Origin of the sequence: Anaerohalosphaera lusitana (assembly GCF_002007645.1) — a bacterium.
Classification (GTDB): domain Bacteria; phylum Planctomycetota; class Phycisphaerae; order Sedimentisphaerales; family Anaerohalosphaeraceae; genus Anaerohalosphaera; species Anaerohalosphaera lusitana.
The window spans coordinates 462,281-477,640 of record NZ_CP019791.1 but is presented as its reverse complement, the minus strand read 5'-3'; the positions used below and the strand labels follow the sequence as shown (position 1 = coordinate 477,640).

The following is a 15,360-nucleotide window of genomic DNA, read 5'->3' as shown; positions in this document are numbered from 1 at the left end:
TCATGGGTCTTTTGCGCAGTTTTTTGACCGCCCTGATTTTTTTGGGCATCGGATGTGGCCTGGCAGTGTCCGCTGCGCCGCTGCCGAATGCATTCCAAACAGAAGCAAACAGCGAGGTTTCTCGTGAATACAAACTAAAAGCCGCATTCATTTACAATTTTACTAAATTCATTACCTGGCCGGATAAGGCTTTCCAGGACGGGACAAGCAGCACCGGCAGACAAAAAGACGCTCCAATAGTCATAGGCATCATCGGGAAGTCCCCGTTTGGCGATGCTTTCAAACCTATCACGGAAAAAAAGGTGCGGGGCCGTGAAGTCAAGATCCTGCAGATAAAGGGTCCCAGCCAACTGCTTAGGAACCGATCAAATCCAAATCATGAACAAATAAATAATTGCATTAAGTCTGAGATAGAAAAAATAAAAAAGTGCGAAGTGCTTTTCATCGCGCCTTCCGAACATAAATATGTCGGAAGAATTCTCAAAAATACCGCCGAAATGCATCTGCTGACTATATCAGATTTCCCGGGCTTTGCAGATAAGGGCGGCATGATCAATTTTGTTAAGAGTGGACGCAAGGTCAGGTTCGAGGTCAACCTTGCTGTTGCAAAGAAACATAAACTCAAGATAAGCTCAAAGCTTCTCAGCCTTGCAGTTAGAGTGATCCAGGATGAGCCGGATGAAAAAGCCGCAAGTCCCGCAGACAAGCCGGGGAGGGACTACTGATGGGCCTAAGAGATATGCAGATAAAGGATAAGCTCAAGCTGATCATAATGGCGACATGCCTTACGGCCCTGTTGCTGACGGGTATAGGTTCGACTATATGCAGCCATCTGATAGCCAAGAAGCATCTCATCCAGCAGCTCGAAGTACAGGCAAAAATTATGGCCGACAGTTGCAAGGCATCCGTTGCGTTCGACGACAAAACCAGTGCGGCCGAACAGCTTTCAACTCTTCATTTTCTGCCATATGTATATCATGCAGTTGTTCTGAAAAATGACGGAAGCAAATTTACATCATACGTTCGGCCTGGTGATGATGCGGAAATGAATCCCGCCGATTACTCAAATTCGCAAAAAATTTTTGGTGAAGGTTTCATTGCGGTCGGAACGGATATCTTTCTTGATAACGAAAAGATCGGCAGGGTGATCATCTTTTCCGATCTCAGCCCGCTGCATCAAAATCTCAGGTCCACAGCTCTTGTCAGCACATTCATAATTGTTCTGGTGCTGGTAATCTCCTATCCCCTTTCAATGATGCTTCAACGTATAATCTCTCAACCCATTGTCGCACTCACCAAAACAGCTCAGAAAGTCACAAAGGGCAAAGATTACACCATCCGTGCGTTAAAGCATGCGAATGATGAAGTTGGCATGCTGATAGATGCCTTCAATGAGATGCTCAACCGGATCCAGAGACGAGATGCGAAATTGGTACAAGCAAATGACGAACTCGAAAACAGGGTCATAGCAAGAACCGCTGAACTGACCCAGGCAAATGAACAGCTCTCAGAACAAATTGCCCGTAAAGAAGAAACCGAAGAGGCACTTCGAAATGCCAAAACCGAAATAGAGGCCGCCTGGAAGCATTCCGAACAGGCCAACAGCCAGCTCGCCATCTCCGTGGAAAAGGCCAACCTGCTCGCTAGAGATGCACAAAATGCCAATGAAGCAAAAAGCGAATTCCTCGCGAATATGTCCCACGAGATCAGAACACCCATGAACGCGGTTATAGGATTCAGCGACCTGCTGCTTGAAGAAGACATGCCGCCAGAGCAGAGGGAATTCGTGGAGACTATCCACAGCAGTGCAAATCATCTGCTTGCGATAATCAATGATATTCTTGACTTTTCAAAGATCGAAGCGGGAAAACTCGAAATGGAAAAAGTTGATATTTACCTGCCCAAGATGCTTTCGCAGATCGAGTCACTTCTCAAGGGCATGGCACAAAACAAATCGCTCGAGTTCAGGATCAACATGGATGCCAAGGTTCCCCGTAACATGCGAACTGATCCTGTCAGACTCCGGCAATGTCTCGTTAACCTGCTCAACAACTCCATCAAATTCACGGAACAAGGCCATGTGCATCTGGACGTAGAGCTGCAAAGAGCCGGCAACGATGCTCAGCTCGTCTTCTCGGTCAAAGATACCGGCATAGGTATCTCAAAGACAAAACAGAAAGATATTTTCGAATCGTTTACTCAGGTCGACGGCAGCACAACACGCAAATACGGCGGTACCGGTCTGGGCCTGGCCATCACCAAGAGACTCGCTGTACTGCTTGGCGGAGATCTCGAACTCGAGAGCGAAGAGAACGTCGGTTCGACATTCACAATGACTGTACCGCTCGAGCCCGCGGCAGGAACCAGTGAAGGCTATGATGAGGCCGATCATGATGAAAGTGAACCGGAATACCAAACTCAAGCAGCACCCCAATTCGATAATGATAAAGTTTCTGGGCCGAAGTCTGAAACTGCTCAGGTCGACGAACCACAATTGGTAAAAAATCAACTTGCCCGCAATTCACATGAACACCTTAAGGTCCTGCTTGCCGAGGACAGCCCTGTCAACCAGATGCTCGTAAAACTGATTCTCGAGAAAAACGAGATCGAGGTGGTCACCGCGGATGACGGACAGCAGGCTGTAGATATGGCAAACTCGCAATCCTTCGACCTGATACTGATGGATATCCAGATGCCCAGGATCAACGGCTATCTGGCCACTAAACAGCTTCGCGATGCGGGACTCGAAACGCCCATTATCGCTTTGACCGCTCATGCGATGGCAGGCGACGAGCAAAAATGCATCGAGGCCGGCTGTGACGGTTACCTCTCAAAACCCGTCGAACACAAAAAGCTGATCGATACCATAAGACAGCATCTCGGCCAGTCTTCGCGCCGATAGCGCCGCGCAATAGAAAAGGCTTGCGATCACTCACAAGCCTTATCCGAATGTGTTATTTCTTCTTTCGAGACTATTTTCTGCGTCTCAGCAGACCCAGTGCTCCGATACCAAGCAGTGCCATCGTTGCCGGCTCGGGAACTACAGGAAGCATTGCAATGCCGAAATTCACCTGATCGGTCGTGTTGTCGGTATAGACTGTGAAATGCACCAGTTCGCCGTTCACGACATTGCTGTCAAAATCAAACGTGATCGTAGCGCCAACTGCGTTGTTGTCGATCACATAGCTGTGTCCAAGCGGGCCTGTCCCCACTACCTCTACAACGGGGTCAGACATCATGCCGCCTGAAAGCGCCGAATCCATGAAATGAACGTTCTCGATGTTCACGCCTGCATCGGCAAACACTTCAAGCTTGAATCCTACCCAATCTTCCAGCCCGGTGTTCATCACATAGATCTCAGCGGCACCCTTGAATGGATCCACATCCTGATGAATTGCCGAAAGTACCTGATCGGTTCCCACATTGATCGGATCAGCTTCTGTGCCGATCTCAGCAAGATCCGCGGCAGCCAAGGACGTCATCAAGCATACGCCAGCCACCATAAACAAAAATGATACTTGCTTCTTCATACTCGTTCCCTCCTTCGAAACGGAAATATTATTTGGGTTCGGCTACGCTGCCAGAAACTCCAAGGTAGTAGCATATCAGATGGGTCTACAAATATCAAGTGTCATATTTCCGGATTATGATATTTATTGGTTGTTTCTGCCTACACCCTTTTTGGCCTGAAGCAGGTCCTGCGCAATTATGTCAAAATGACAATCCTTGTGTTGTCAAAATGTCAGAACAGAAAAATAGACCTTCAGAGGCCCTAAATGTAATACCATGCAAATGATGTACTTATGAAAAAACGTTGCGGGCTGGCACGGTTTTTGTTCAATTGTATGTTGGACAAACAAAAAGTAAAATCATCAACACTTACAAAGAAAGGAGGCGTCATCATGACTCTGTATGAATTGATGCCAAGAAGAAAAAGAGGTGGTTCTCAGGTGGCGTCCGGTCAGGCAGACCCGTTCTATGCACTGCAGAAGAGGACCAATGATCTTTTCAGGGATTTCTTCAGTGATTTCGGGTTCGAACCGATGACCGAAGCCGGTCGCTGGGCAAAAGAGTTTACCCCCTCGATCAATGTATCCGAGACCGACAAGGCATACAAGATTTCAGCAGAACTGCCCGGAATGGACGAAAACGACATCGACGTATCCATAGAAGGTGACAGCCTGTTGATCAAGGGTGAGAAGAAGGCTGAAGATCAGGAAGAAGGCGAAAACTGGTTCCGATCCGAGCGGTCCTTCGGTCAGTTCCAGCGGGCGATCGGCCTACCGGTCGACGTCGACGAAGACAAGATCGAGGCAGAGTTCAAGAAGGGTGTACTCAATGTCGTTCTGCCGAAAACCGAAGAGGCCCGAACAAAATCCAAGAAAATAAGTATCAAAAAGTAAATTGCTTGGGGGGCAAGGTCCGATACCTTGCCCCTGTCTTTTATCACATCATTCACGAAAGGTGCCAACATGAAATCATTGAAAAGAACTGTTTTTCTAACCACGCTCATTACGGCATTTGCCTTGCCCTCCCAAACCTTTTCAGCAGAGGAAAATCACGGCATCGCGACACTCCGAGAAACCTCTCAGGCCTTCACAAAGGTTGCCCAGAAAGCGATCCCGGCAGTCGTCTCCGTACAAGTCGAAAAAGAAATTCAAGCCAGCAGTCGCGGGGGAATGCCAAGGGGCTTTCCATTTGAGGACGATTTCTTCGAAAGGTTTTTCGGCCCCGAGTTCCGCCAGCGTCAGCAGCAGCCGCGAATCCAGCGAGGACAGGGCTCAGGCTTTATCATCAGCAAAGACGGCTACATCCTGACCAACAACCACGTGGTCGGCGAAGCTGACAAGATAAAGGTAATCCTTACTGACAGCCGCGAGTTCGAAGCCGAGCTCGTAGGTGCCGATCCCAAATCAGACGTTGCCGTGATCAAGGTAGAGTCCGACGAGGATCTGCCCGTGATCGAGCTTGGCACCAGCGAGGACCTCAGGATCGGTGAATGGGTCATCGCAGTCGGAAATCCGTTCGGCCTGACCGAAACCGTCACCGTCGGCGTAGTCTCAGCAAAAGGACGCGGCATAGGTATCACCGGTGCGGAAGGTTACGAGGACTTCATCCAGACCGACGCCGCCATCAACCCCGGCAATTCCGGCGGACCACTGCTCAACATCGAAGGAAAAGCGATCGGTGTCAACACGGCCATTTTCAGCCAGAGCGGCGGATACATGGGAATCGGCTTCGCTATCCCAATGGACATGGCGAAAGTAATCAAGGACCAGCTCATAGAAAAAGGCAAGGTCACGCGAGGCTATATCGGCATTTACCTCGACAACGTCGACGCGGATCTGGCTGACTACTTCGACCTCGAGCCCGGCCAGGGTGTTCAGGTCACCGATGTTGTCGAAGACACGCCAGCCAAAAAAGCGGGCCTTAAAGAAGGCGACATCATTCTCGAGGTAAATGGCGAAGCCGTCGAGGGTGTTCAGCCTTTCCGGAATGATGTCGCCCTGCTAACTCCGGGCACGGAAGTCGAACTTCTCGTCATGCGAGACGGTGAAAAGAGAGAAATGGAACTCACCGTCGGTTCGCTCGAAGACGCACAGATGGCCACCGCAATGTCAGACATTGCGGAAAAACTAGGCTTGCAGGTACAGGAAATGACCGAAGAACTCGCTGAGCGTTTCGACTACACAGCAGGCAGCGGTGTCATAGTTAGCGAAGTAAGTCCTGCTTCACCTGCTGCCAGGGCAGGTATCGAACCCGGCATGGCTATCATGAGCGTAAACCGTCAGGAAGTGAATTCAGTCGAACAGTTCAATGAGGCCCTTGCCCAGTCAGAAAACAACAGGGTACTCCTGCTTGTCAGAGACGGCAGATTCACGCAGTGGGTAGTGCTGAACTATGAAGACTGATCACGAAGACTAATGCTTGATCCAAAGGCTGGCATCGAAAACGGTGTCAGCCTTTTTTAATGACTTTCGAAAGTTCCGCGAGCTGATTGCGCATGTTTTGATCATTCTTCTCCAGCTCTGTGATCTTGTTGCACGCATGCAGAACAGTCGTATGGTCCCTGCCGCCCAGATGCCCGCCGATCTCTTCAAGGCTGTGCCTCGTCATGTTCCTCGCAAGATACATACATATCTGCCTTGGCAGCGCAATGCTCTGCGACCGCTTCTTGCTCTGCAGATCGCTCAGCCGAACGCTGAAATGATCTGTCACGACGCCGATTATATCGCTTATAGTAATATTCTTCTCGACCGTGCTTACCGTATCCCCCAGTGCCTGCCTGGCAAGATCCAGCGTGATCGGCTCATCTGTAGTCTGAGCCGTCGCATAGATGATCGTAAGCGCCCCCTCTAGCTCGCGAATGTTAGCCTTCACCTTATCCGCGATAAATTCCGCAATATCGTCACCGATATCGAGCCCGCGCAGATGCGCCTTCTTCTGCACGATCGCAACCCGCGTCTCATAGCTTGGCGGGTCCATCCTGCACACCAGCCCCCACTTGAACCTGCTGATCAGCCGATCCTCGATCGCGGGCAGCTCACCCGGCGCACAATCCGCAGTCAGAACGATCTGCTTGCGATTGTTGTAAAGTGCATTGAACGTGTGGAAAAACTCTTCCTGACTCTGCTCACGTTCCCGCAGAAACTGAATGTCGTCGATAACCAGAATATCCACCGACCGCAGCTCTGTTTGAAAGTCCAGCAGGTTCCCCGCCTCGATCGCGCTGATGAACTTGTTGACGAACTGCTCACAGCTCAAAAACCGTATCCGCGTGTTCGGCTCACGGTTCCTGGCCTCATGACAAAGCGCATGCTGCAGATGCGTCTTGCCCAGCCCCACTGTGCCATAAAGAAAAAGCGGATTGTACGTATTGCCCGGCGAATTACTCACCGCGATACAACTGGCATGCGCCAGACGATTGCACGGCCCGACTACAAAATTCTCGAAAGTATAATCCGGGTGCAGTTTTACATTCTCGCCCGCCTCGACTTTTCTGCTTTTCTGCTGCGGCTGCGGTTTGCGGTCGGCAACCGTAAATTCCACCCCTACCAGGTGCCCCGTGATGCTCTGTGCCGCCTGGCTGAAAACCGACTGACAAGTATCTTCAAGATATTGAGCCTTGGTCTCGTCAGGACATCCGATCTGCAGAAGGCCGCCGTCAAACTGAGCTAACACCAGATCGTCGAACCACTTGCGCGTGTTCACCGGATCCAGTTTGCGAACCTTCTCACATATCTTATCAAATATCGCTGCAGAGTCCTGACCAGCCAAGATCTATATCCTTAAAACCACATTTTCCGCTTATATTCACGCCCTCCCAGCCCGCAATAAAGACAACGGTAGCCGCAAATTACCACTGACACATGGAATAGCATCCGCGTTGCAAAGTGCAGGTGACTGGAATCCTCCCTGGCCCAGATAGGCCAAATCTAATGACCCAACCGCCCTTTGTCAAATCAAAACGAGCGCCCTCCACCAATTTATAACCGCACCGCCGCCAACGCTTCGTAAGTCCAAAAAATATAGTCACTTGAAATTTGCGACCTTATCTGCGAAAATTCCAGACTGGCGATTTTATTGCAGTTTTTGATCTAAAGCTCTGCTCTAACCGCCTGTCAAGTTCTTCCCCTTACGGGTCGATATAATCACAGCAAAAACACCGGTGCCCTCAAATACGGCACTCCAGATAAAAACGATTAGGAGCAAATAATGGGAATGTTCGGCAAAACCGTCGGGTTCATTAAAGACAGACTCACGAAGACCCGCGAAAAAATTTCTTCATCACTTATGTCCGTCATAGGCCTCGGCCGCAAAATTGACGAGGACCTGCTCGATGAGCTCGAAGAGGTCCTGATCTCGGACGATATTGGCGTGGAAACGACCGACCGCCTTATAGAGGACCTGCGGGACGCATACCGCAAAAAACAGATAGTGCAGACCGACGACATCATCCCGTTCCTCAAGGAAAAAATGAAGGATTACTGGCCCGAACAGCACCGCCAGCTAAATGCCTCCCAGTCCGGCCCGACCGTCATTCTCGTCGCTGGTACCAACGGCAGCGGTAAAACCACCTCCATCGCCAAGCTCGCCTATACCCTCAGCCGCAACAATAAAAAAGTCGTCGTCGCCGCATGCGACACCTTCCGCGCAGCAGCCGTCGAACAGCTCACCATCTGGTCAGAACGCATCGGTGTGCAGATCATCAAACACAAAATGGGCGCCGACCCCGCCGCCGTCGCCTATGACGCAGTCGAAGCAGCCGTCGCCCGAGACGTCGACTACCTCATCATGGACACCGCAGGCCGACTGCATACGCAGAAACACCTCATGGCCGAACTCGGCAAGATTCGCAAGGTCGTCCGGAAACGCCTGCCCGACGCCCCGCACGAGGTCCTGCTCGTCGTAGACGCAACCACCGGCCAGAACGCCATCATGCAGGCCAAGACATTTACCGAAACCATAAACGTCACCGGCATCTTCCTCGCGAAACTTGACGGCACCGCCAAAGGCGGCATCGTCATAGCCATAAAGGACCAGCTCGACATCCCCGTAAAATTCGTCGGCCTGGGCGAAACCCCCGAAGACATTGCAGAATTTGACCCCGACGAATTCGTAGAGGCCCTCTTCAGTTGACCGGGGCTCTAAAAGAATCAATCAGATAATTAAGGCGTGTCAGCTTGTAACCGACACGCCTTTTTTCTTATACAGCGGGCTTGCTTGCCCCGCCCGATATTATTTTCGACCGACGACGGTTATGCTGTCGCTGCCTCTCACTGCCATGCCATCATAGGTCGTTGCTGTAAACTCGCATACTGACTCGACCCCGGCATCTGCAAGCATCTGCGTATCGAGCTTGACCAGCAGATCCACCAGCCCGTCACCGTTGACGTCGGTCTCGCTTACCATGGGCCTTTGCTTTTTGCCCCGGCATTTTATCAGCCCGACATTTCCGTTAACGGTTACTGTTTCGAAATCGATCCTGGTAGCATCAAAAGTTTCGTTCGACACAAACGCCACGGGCACAACACCCTTGGAACGCAAATTGACGGCATTATCGCTGCTGTCGGGCTTTATATCGACCTCGACGTTGATCACTTCGGGCTCCTGATTCATTCCATCCGAAACCAGCCCGGGAAGCTGAACCATCACGTCGCTACAAATAAAAAGACTGTAGTCGTTGCCGTCACCATCAACCCACGCCAGCTCATTTAAGGGCATATAAACCTCGGTCACTCCCTCACCAACGGGTTCGCCGTCCACCTGATAATTGGTTCCGTAGACATTGATAACCGCATCCGAGGCGATACTGACCAGCCAGTCGCACGTCCCGCCGAATACGTTCAAAATCCCCGTATCCGATACCACCAGCGCATCACGCACATAACCCCCGGGCAGCATATTCACGGTCGTATCCGCACTGTCTTCGATATTACCCACATAGACGTTGCCCATGACACTGTAATCCAGGTCGTACTCTCCACCGCCTGCAAGTTCCAGGTCTCCCTGAACGTCATCGGCCATTATATTAGGACCCAAACATGCCAGTCCGACAAGCAGAGACAAAAAAACAGAATTAAACTTATTGCCAGACTTCTCACGTATCATTGTGCATCCCCCAAAATAAATTAGTGTCTAAAACCAGATTCTCTGTAAATCTATGGGTTTTTATGGGACTATTCGGCCCCCGGTCACAGCTTCGAATTAGCATAAACCGAGCCTAAAGCGAGTAATCGCCATTTCTTTAGGCGATTTTTCCCATAATCATCAGGTCCTGTACCGATACTTAAAAGGATAAGAAATAATCTTACATCAAGCAAAATACCTGGAGGTAAAAGTGAAAAAAGCCTTCACCCTTGTTGAACTTATGATCGTAGTGGCCATCCTTGGCATCCTGGCAGCCATCGCCCTGCCCCAACTGCAGGCGCACACTACCCAGGCAAAAGAAGCGACTGCAAAGGATTCGTTGAGGACGATGCGGCAGCAGATATCACTGTTCAAGACTCAGCACGATGGCGTCCTGCCCGGATATGCCGGCGGTTCCTCTCTCAGCGCCGCTTTCATGCAGATGCAGTTCACCAATTGCACCAAAGCTGACGGCACACCCGGCAACTATCAAACTCCCACCGGCGATTACCAATACGGCCCATACGTGCTCGAACTGCCCGAAAACCCGTTTAATAACCGCTCAGACATCATCTATGTTGCCGAAGCCACCGCATTCTCAGCAGCGGTAGATGATTCCAGCGGCTGGCTCTACAAAAAAGAAACCGGCGAGTTCCACATCAACACCACCGGCAGCGACAGCGACGGCAAGAGTTACGTAAGCTACTAGCAAGCCGCCCGAGTGAATAGCGGCCAGCAATGTGATTATCAAAAAAGGCGTGCCGGTCAATCATGAGCCGACACGCCTTTGTTTTATAAGTTTGTGCGAACAGTCTTCAGCTCGCATTTAGCAAGTGACTTACTGAGGCACTACTGTGATGCTGTCGCTGCCGCTTACTACCAAACCGTCGTAAGTCAACGCACCAAAGTCACATACGGCATCGAGCTCATACTCTGCCAGCTTTTCGGTCTCGAGTTTGACATAGAGATCGATCAGGCCGTCACCGTTTACATCAGTTTCCGTTGCCATCGGGTTTTGCTTTTTGCCGCGTACCTTTACCAGCCCGGTGTTGAAATCTTCACCACGCAGAGTCACTGTAAGCGGATCGATCGTAGTCGCGTCGAAATCGCTGCTCGACAGGAAAGCGACCGGGACTACACCATTCGAACCCATATTGATAGTATTATCTGTGCTCTCAGGCTTGATGTCGACTCCTACTTCCCAGGTGCTCACAGTTACAGTCGTAGTCACTGGTTCACTGGCAAGGCCCTTTGAATCGACAACCACAAGCGTAATATCGCTTGCTCCGATAGGGAAAAGGCCGACAAACGAAGCCTGTGTCGAATCAGCCGCCCCGTCACCGTCAATGTCCCATTCGTAAGATACGATATCATCGCCATCCGGGTCACTAGACGCAGATCCGTTCAATGTCACCTCTGCGCCGTCCCAACTGGTAGCGTCAACAACATAAGGTCCACCCGCATCAGCCGCAGGGGCCTGATTTTCCTCAACTGCCAGACCAGGCAGCTGAACCATTTCGTCACTCCCGATAAAGAGACTGTGGCTCGTACCAGCCGCATCCGTCCAGCTCAGGGTGTTAAAGCCCAAGCTGACCTCGGTTATACCTTCGGCGACTGGCGTGCCGTCTACTGCATAATTCTCACCATAGACGACCATACTTCCGCCGGCGGCAACAGAGACTCCCAAGCCGCACGAGCCGCCGTAAACTTCCAGCGCTCCGGTGCTGGCAACTGAGACCATATTGTTAACGTGTACGCCCGCTTCCATCACGACGGTGGTCGTGTACGTATTTCCATCAGCACCAACATAGACATTTTCATAATCGCCGCTCAAAGTATACGTACCGGGCTGATCAAAAGTCGCATCTACATAGGCCTGAGCATTACCTCCCGCCAAACAGATTGCTGCAAGAACACCAAAACACACCAGTTGCCATTTCACACCACCATTTACTGCTTTCATGATTACCTCCAAAGACACCAATAATAAGAAATAAATTTGTGGGCGGTATTATAGGTCTTTATGTGTTTCGATACAACTTATTTCTGACCTTTCAACTGCACTAGAGCTTTTTCCTTTGGTTTTTAGGGTGAAATACCTAAGCGGTCAGAAATTGATTATCAAAAAAGGCGTGCCGGTCAATCAAGAGCCGACACGCCTTTGCTATTTGCAACATATCCGCAGGTCACCATTGGACCGCAGTTTTGAAATACTTTCTGGGGGCTGTTTAAAAACTCCTTTTGCCTTCTAATAAAGAATCTCTTCGAGCAGACCCGTTTCCAGCCAACTGCTCGCAAGTACGCTAAGATCACTCATATTGCATCTGCAGTCCCCGTTTATATCACCCGCGGGTCTTGCAAAACATTCACCCGTAAACATCGGATACGTCTCTTGTTCAAACATGACCCAGAAATCATAAGGCCCGTTCGCGGTCTCACCCGCAAAGTCCCAGCCCATCGACGTATAAGTGGACTGCTGGACCATAATCCCCGTCGCCAGTCCATACATGCCCGACGGATCAGGATCGGGGTAAGTTGTTTCATCATTGTCGGTGTCGCCGACGCCGTCACTGGTTCCCGCCTTGTCGACGTCCCAGAAACACGCGTCAAAAGGATCCAGATTAGTGCCCTGACCTATCAGTCCGCCCAAGGAAGTCGAACTGGTGTTATACGTGCTAATATCCATTGCCGAATAGCAGTTGGTCAGCGAGTAGCTGTTCATTGAACCCATAAGTCCGCCTACTCTATCAGAATATCTGCTCTTGAGTTCACCTTCAGCATAGCACCGTCGGATATTGTAACCATAGACACACTGACCGATCAGTCCGCCTACATAATTGCATGAGGAACTCGTTTGCAGGTTCACGTCAGCTCGGCACTTGTTCAATGTATAATTCACGCACCCGCCTACCAGCCCGCCGATTGTATTCGAGTCGTTGCGGACCTTTATAAGACCCTCAAAGGAGCAGTTGTACATACTCCCGCCCGTCTGGGATATTCCTATAAGTCCCCCCACGTAACTCACGCTGTCGTCGCCAAAAATTCGGCCTTTCACATGACAGTTGGAAACCGTGGTAACATAATTAGATGCCGACAAACAGCCGATCTTCGTATTTGTACTTCTGGCGGCTATCACGCAGTCCTCAAGAAATATATTCTTGAGCTGCGCGGTTTCACATCTGCCGAAAAAACCCAGGTAGTCAGAGCTATCGAACGGTGTTCGTATCGTCAGGCCCTCTATGACGTGCCCCTTACCATCGAAACTGCCGGTGAAAGCGGTACCCTGAAATCCGCTGCTGCCGCTGCCGTCCGGCGCAATCAAAGCCTCCGAATAACTCCTCTTTGACAAGTCGATGTCATCGATAACCTCAAAATGCTTGTCATAATCCTCCGGATAATTCCCCACAGAATCGAGTTGATCCGCGTCTGCTATAAGAAACGGATCCTCCGCTGTGCCGCTGCCGCCTTCATATGTGCCCGCGGGACTATTAACCACCGTCAGCTCAAAATCGATCTTGAAGTGATCGGTGTCTGTATAGTTGAGACTGTTCCATCTCGAAAGCGCTTCATCGAACCCGTTGCTGTCATCGCAGTAGAAACGGACCTCATAATATATCCGCTGTCTGTAGCCCGGCGTCGATATTCTGTCTTCGAAAACGCGTACAGCCGGTATCGTCGACCGGGTAGGCGTGCTCAGTTCATTTAGCGGGTTATAGGCAAAATTTTCATAGCTCCAGCCAGTAGAAACCCGGGATTTTTCGCTCAGACTGTTGTTGTTGGCCATCTGCAGCTTGTCGCGAACATTGAAAGACTTGATGTTTATGTTGCAGACCCTTTGATTGCGAAACACATCGATACCGGAAAAATCGAAGACAAAAACTATCCGCGCAAAACCGTCCCCCTGCTGCGCCTGTATCCAGCGATCGTCAGGAGTCGCCGGCGGAAGTGCCATAAAACTCTGGACCTCGTTGACGTTCAAGCGGGTGGTCGAATCGTCAGTGAACTTTGTCGAGCCGTTCACCATATCACCAAAATCCAGCGAATAGCTGTACGAATAGCCCGAACCCTCAGCGGTCAGATCCGAAAGTGAAACATTTACAGCCCAGCAGCTCCCAGAAACCGCCAGAACCACAACCAGTAGAGCAAGATATGAAGCTTTCATGATTTCCTCCTAAAGAATGACCTGTCATTATCGACCTGTGCCTTATCAACAATACGCTATATAGTATAGGCTTTCCGGGTCGAAAAGTCAACAACTATCGTCAACATGTCCAAATACGACAAGTTGTATACCGTTTGAATTAGTTATTGAACGTAAAAAAGCCCGCGTCACATAAAATGACGCGGGCTCACATTTATCATCTGATTTCACAACTCGCTTATCAACAAAGCTTTACGTCAAAACGCATCGGGCGCCATGAAATCAGCCTCCGCAACGGACAAACACTCGTCACGGCTATATTGTCATCCAGCATTCGGACCTCTGATTAAACTTTGGGCCTGTTTCCCAGGTACTCGGTTCTCGGCAGATCGCCTACCAGCGGCATCGCATAATCCACGAACGCCTCGGTAATGCCGTTGCCTTCGCTGTTGATGTACTTCTCGTCAAGATCCTTCGTGTGCTCAGCAACGTTCTTCAGCTCAGTCATGAACAGCTCGATCTTGTAGTCCTTGCCCGTGCCGACACGCTTCATCGCGACAGAACCGTTGTCATTGTCCTTAGAGTAGATCACAGCCTGACGACCGCACCTGCGAGCCTCTTCCGCATCCGTCTTGCTCTGCAGACCCGCAAAGCTCCTCTGCAGATAGCCGAAAGTATCCGCCCGAACCCGAGCGATACCCAGGCGACTCTTGATCTCTGTCGCCAGGAAGTCTGCCAGTGCGCCGCTTCCGCTCAACTGAACATTACCGTGTGCGTCGACTTCCGCATTTTCCTGCAGCTTCTTGCCCCAAAGATTGCCGTCCTCAGCACGAATGCCTTCCGAAACAGCCACAACACAGCGACCCAGCTTGTCGTAAACAGCCTTGATATCCGCCGCCATCTTTTCCATCGATACGGGCTTTTCCGGGAAGTACTGCAGATGCGGGCCGTCGTCGTCGCGCTGCTTGCCGAGCGCCGTAGCAGCAGTCAGCCAGCCAGCCTCACGTCCCATAATTACGTCGATCTTAACGCCGGGAAGAGCCCTGTTATCCAGGTCATCGCCCATCAGTGCACATGCAACGAACTTAGCCGCGGTGCCGTAACCCGGGCAGTGATCCGTAACGCGAAGGTCGTTATCGATCGTCTTCGGGATATGGAACGCTTTGAGATCCAGACCCATCTCGTCAGCTACCTGGTTGACGATGTAGCATGTATTCGCCGAATCGTTACCGCCGATGTAGAAGAAGTACTCGATATTGCGTTTCTTGAAAACATTGATCATCTTCTCGACATATGCCTTGTCCGGCTTGTCCCGGCTGCTGCCAAGACCCGAAGACGGGCTCGCCGCAAGAATCTCCAGCGTCTCGTCCGAAACGTCGGTCAGATCGATGAATTCGTCCTTCACGATACCGGCAACAGCGTGAACCGCGCCGTAAAGCGTATCGATGTCCGGGTGATTCCGTGCCTCTTCAATAACGCCCACCAGTGACGCATTGATAACGCCGGTAGGACCGCCTGATTGACTCACAACTGCGTTAGCCATGTCAAACCTTTCCGTTCAGTAAACGTTGATATTTTCTCCCGTGCGC

12 protein-coding genes are annotated in these 15,360 nt (G+C 50.8%); 6 read left to right on the top strand and 6 right to left on the bottom strand.

Features of this window, described 5'->3' with window-relative positions:
• The first annotated feature begins 65 nt into the window (after positions 1 to 65).
• Both STSP2_RS02060 and STSP2_RS02055 read left to right on the top strand, forming a co-directional pair.
• On the top strand, positions 66 to 725 hold the full coding sequence (locus STSP2_RS02060; RefSeq protein WP_205847964.1) for a YfiR family protein: 660 nt from the start codon (positions 66 to 68) through the stop codon (positions 723 to 725).
• A complete protein-coding gene (locus STSP2_RS02055) occupies positions 725 to 2,902 on the top strand; it encodes a response regulator (protein WP_146659401.1) in 2,178 nt (725 codons plus the stop codon). Before STSP2_RS02060 ends, STSP2_RS02055 begins: the two co-directional genes overlap by 1 nt.
• Positions 2,903 to 2,972: 70 nt before the next feature.
• Here STSP2_RS02055 and STSP2_RS02050 read toward each other — a convergent pair whose 3' ends face one another.
• A complete protein-coding gene (locus STSP2_RS02050; protein ID WP_146659399.1) occupies positions 2,973 to 3,530 on the bottom strand; it encodes a PEP-CTERM sorting domain-containing protein in 558 nt (185 codons plus the stop codon).
• A gap of 372 nt (positions 3,531 to 3,902) precedes the next feature.
• Between STSP2_RS02050 and STSP2_RS02045 the strand changes: the two genes are divergently transcribed.
• Both STSP2_RS02045 and STSP2_RS02040 read left to right on the top strand, forming a co-directional pair.
• Positions 3,903 to 4,403 (top strand): Hsp20/alpha crystallin family protein, encoded by a 501-nt coding sequence (locus tag STSP2_RS02045; protein WP_205847963.1) that lies wholly within the window; start codon positions 3,903 to 3,905, stop codon positions 4,401 to 4,403.
• A 69-nt stretch (positions 4,404 to 4,472) separates the two neighbouring features.
• Complete coding sequence (locus tag STSP2_RS02040; protein ID WP_146659397.1) at positions 4,473 to 5,912, top strand: DegQ family serine endoprotease; 1,440 nt, start codon at positions 4,473 to 4,475, stop codon at positions 5,910 to 5,912.
• A 46-nt stretch (positions 5,913 to 5,958) separates the two neighbouring features.
• Here STSP2_RS02040 and dnaA read toward each other — a convergent pair whose 3' ends face one another.
• Complete coding sequence (gene dnaA, locus STSP2_RS02035; RefSeq protein ID WP_169852914.1) at positions 5,959 to 7,278, bottom strand: chromosomal replication initiator protein DnaA; 1,320 nt, start codon at positions 7,276 to 7,278, stop codon at positions 5,959 to 5,961.
• A 438-nt stretch (positions 7,279 to 7,716) separates the two neighbouring features.
• Between dnaA and ftsY the strand changes: the two genes are divergently transcribed.
• Entirely contained in the window at positions 7,717 to 8,640 is a 924-nt protein-coding gene (ftsY, locus tag STSP2_RS02030) for a signal recognition particle-docking protein FtsY (protein WP_146659394.1), read from the top strand.
• 99 nt (positions 8,641 to 8,739) lie between these two features.
• On the opposite strand, the gene STSP2_RS02025 is transcribed toward ftsY, so the two are convergent.
• Entirely contained in the window at positions 8,740 to 9,528 is a 789-nt protein-coding gene (locus STSP2_RS02025) for a hypothetical protein (protein WP_146659392.1), read from the bottom strand.
• 313 nt (positions 9,529 to 9,841) lie between these two features.
• Between STSP2_RS02025 and STSP2_RS17895 the strand changes: the two genes are divergently transcribed.
• Positions 9,842 to 10,339: a prepilin-type N-terminal cleavage/methylation domain-containing protein gene (locus tag STSP2_RS17895; protein WP_269466431.1), complete on the top strand. Its 498-nt coding sequence runs from the start codon at positions 9,842 to 9,844 to the stop codon at positions 10,337 to 10,339.
• A 129-nt stretch (positions 10,340 to 10,468) separates the two neighbouring features.
• Here STSP2_RS17895 and STSP2_RS02015 read toward each other — a convergent pair whose 3' ends face one another.
• The 3 genes from STSP2_RS02015 to STSP2_RS02005 form a co-directional block, all read right to left on the bottom strand.
• Positions 10,469 to 11,593: a PKD domain-containing protein gene (locus tag STSP2_RS02015; RefSeq protein ID WP_146659390.1), complete on the bottom strand. Its 1,125-nt coding sequence runs from the start codon at positions 11,591 to 11,593 to the stop codon at positions 10,469 to 10,471.
• A 285-nt stretch (positions 11,594 to 11,878) separates the two neighbouring features.
• A complete protein-coding gene (locus STSP2_RS02010) occupies positions 11,879 to 13,792 on the bottom strand; it encodes a GLUG motif-containing protein (protein ID WP_146659388.1) in 1,914 nt (637 codons plus the stop codon).
• A 325-nt stretch (positions 13,793 to 14,117) separates the two neighbouring features.
• On the bottom strand, positions 14,118 to 15,314 hold the full coding sequence (locus tag STSP2_RS02005) for a 6-phosphofructokinase (protein WP_146659386.1): 1,197 nt from the start codon (positions 15,312 to 15,314) through the stop codon (positions 14,118 to 14,120).
• Between the last annotated feature and the right edge of the window lie 46 nt (positions 15,315 to 15,360).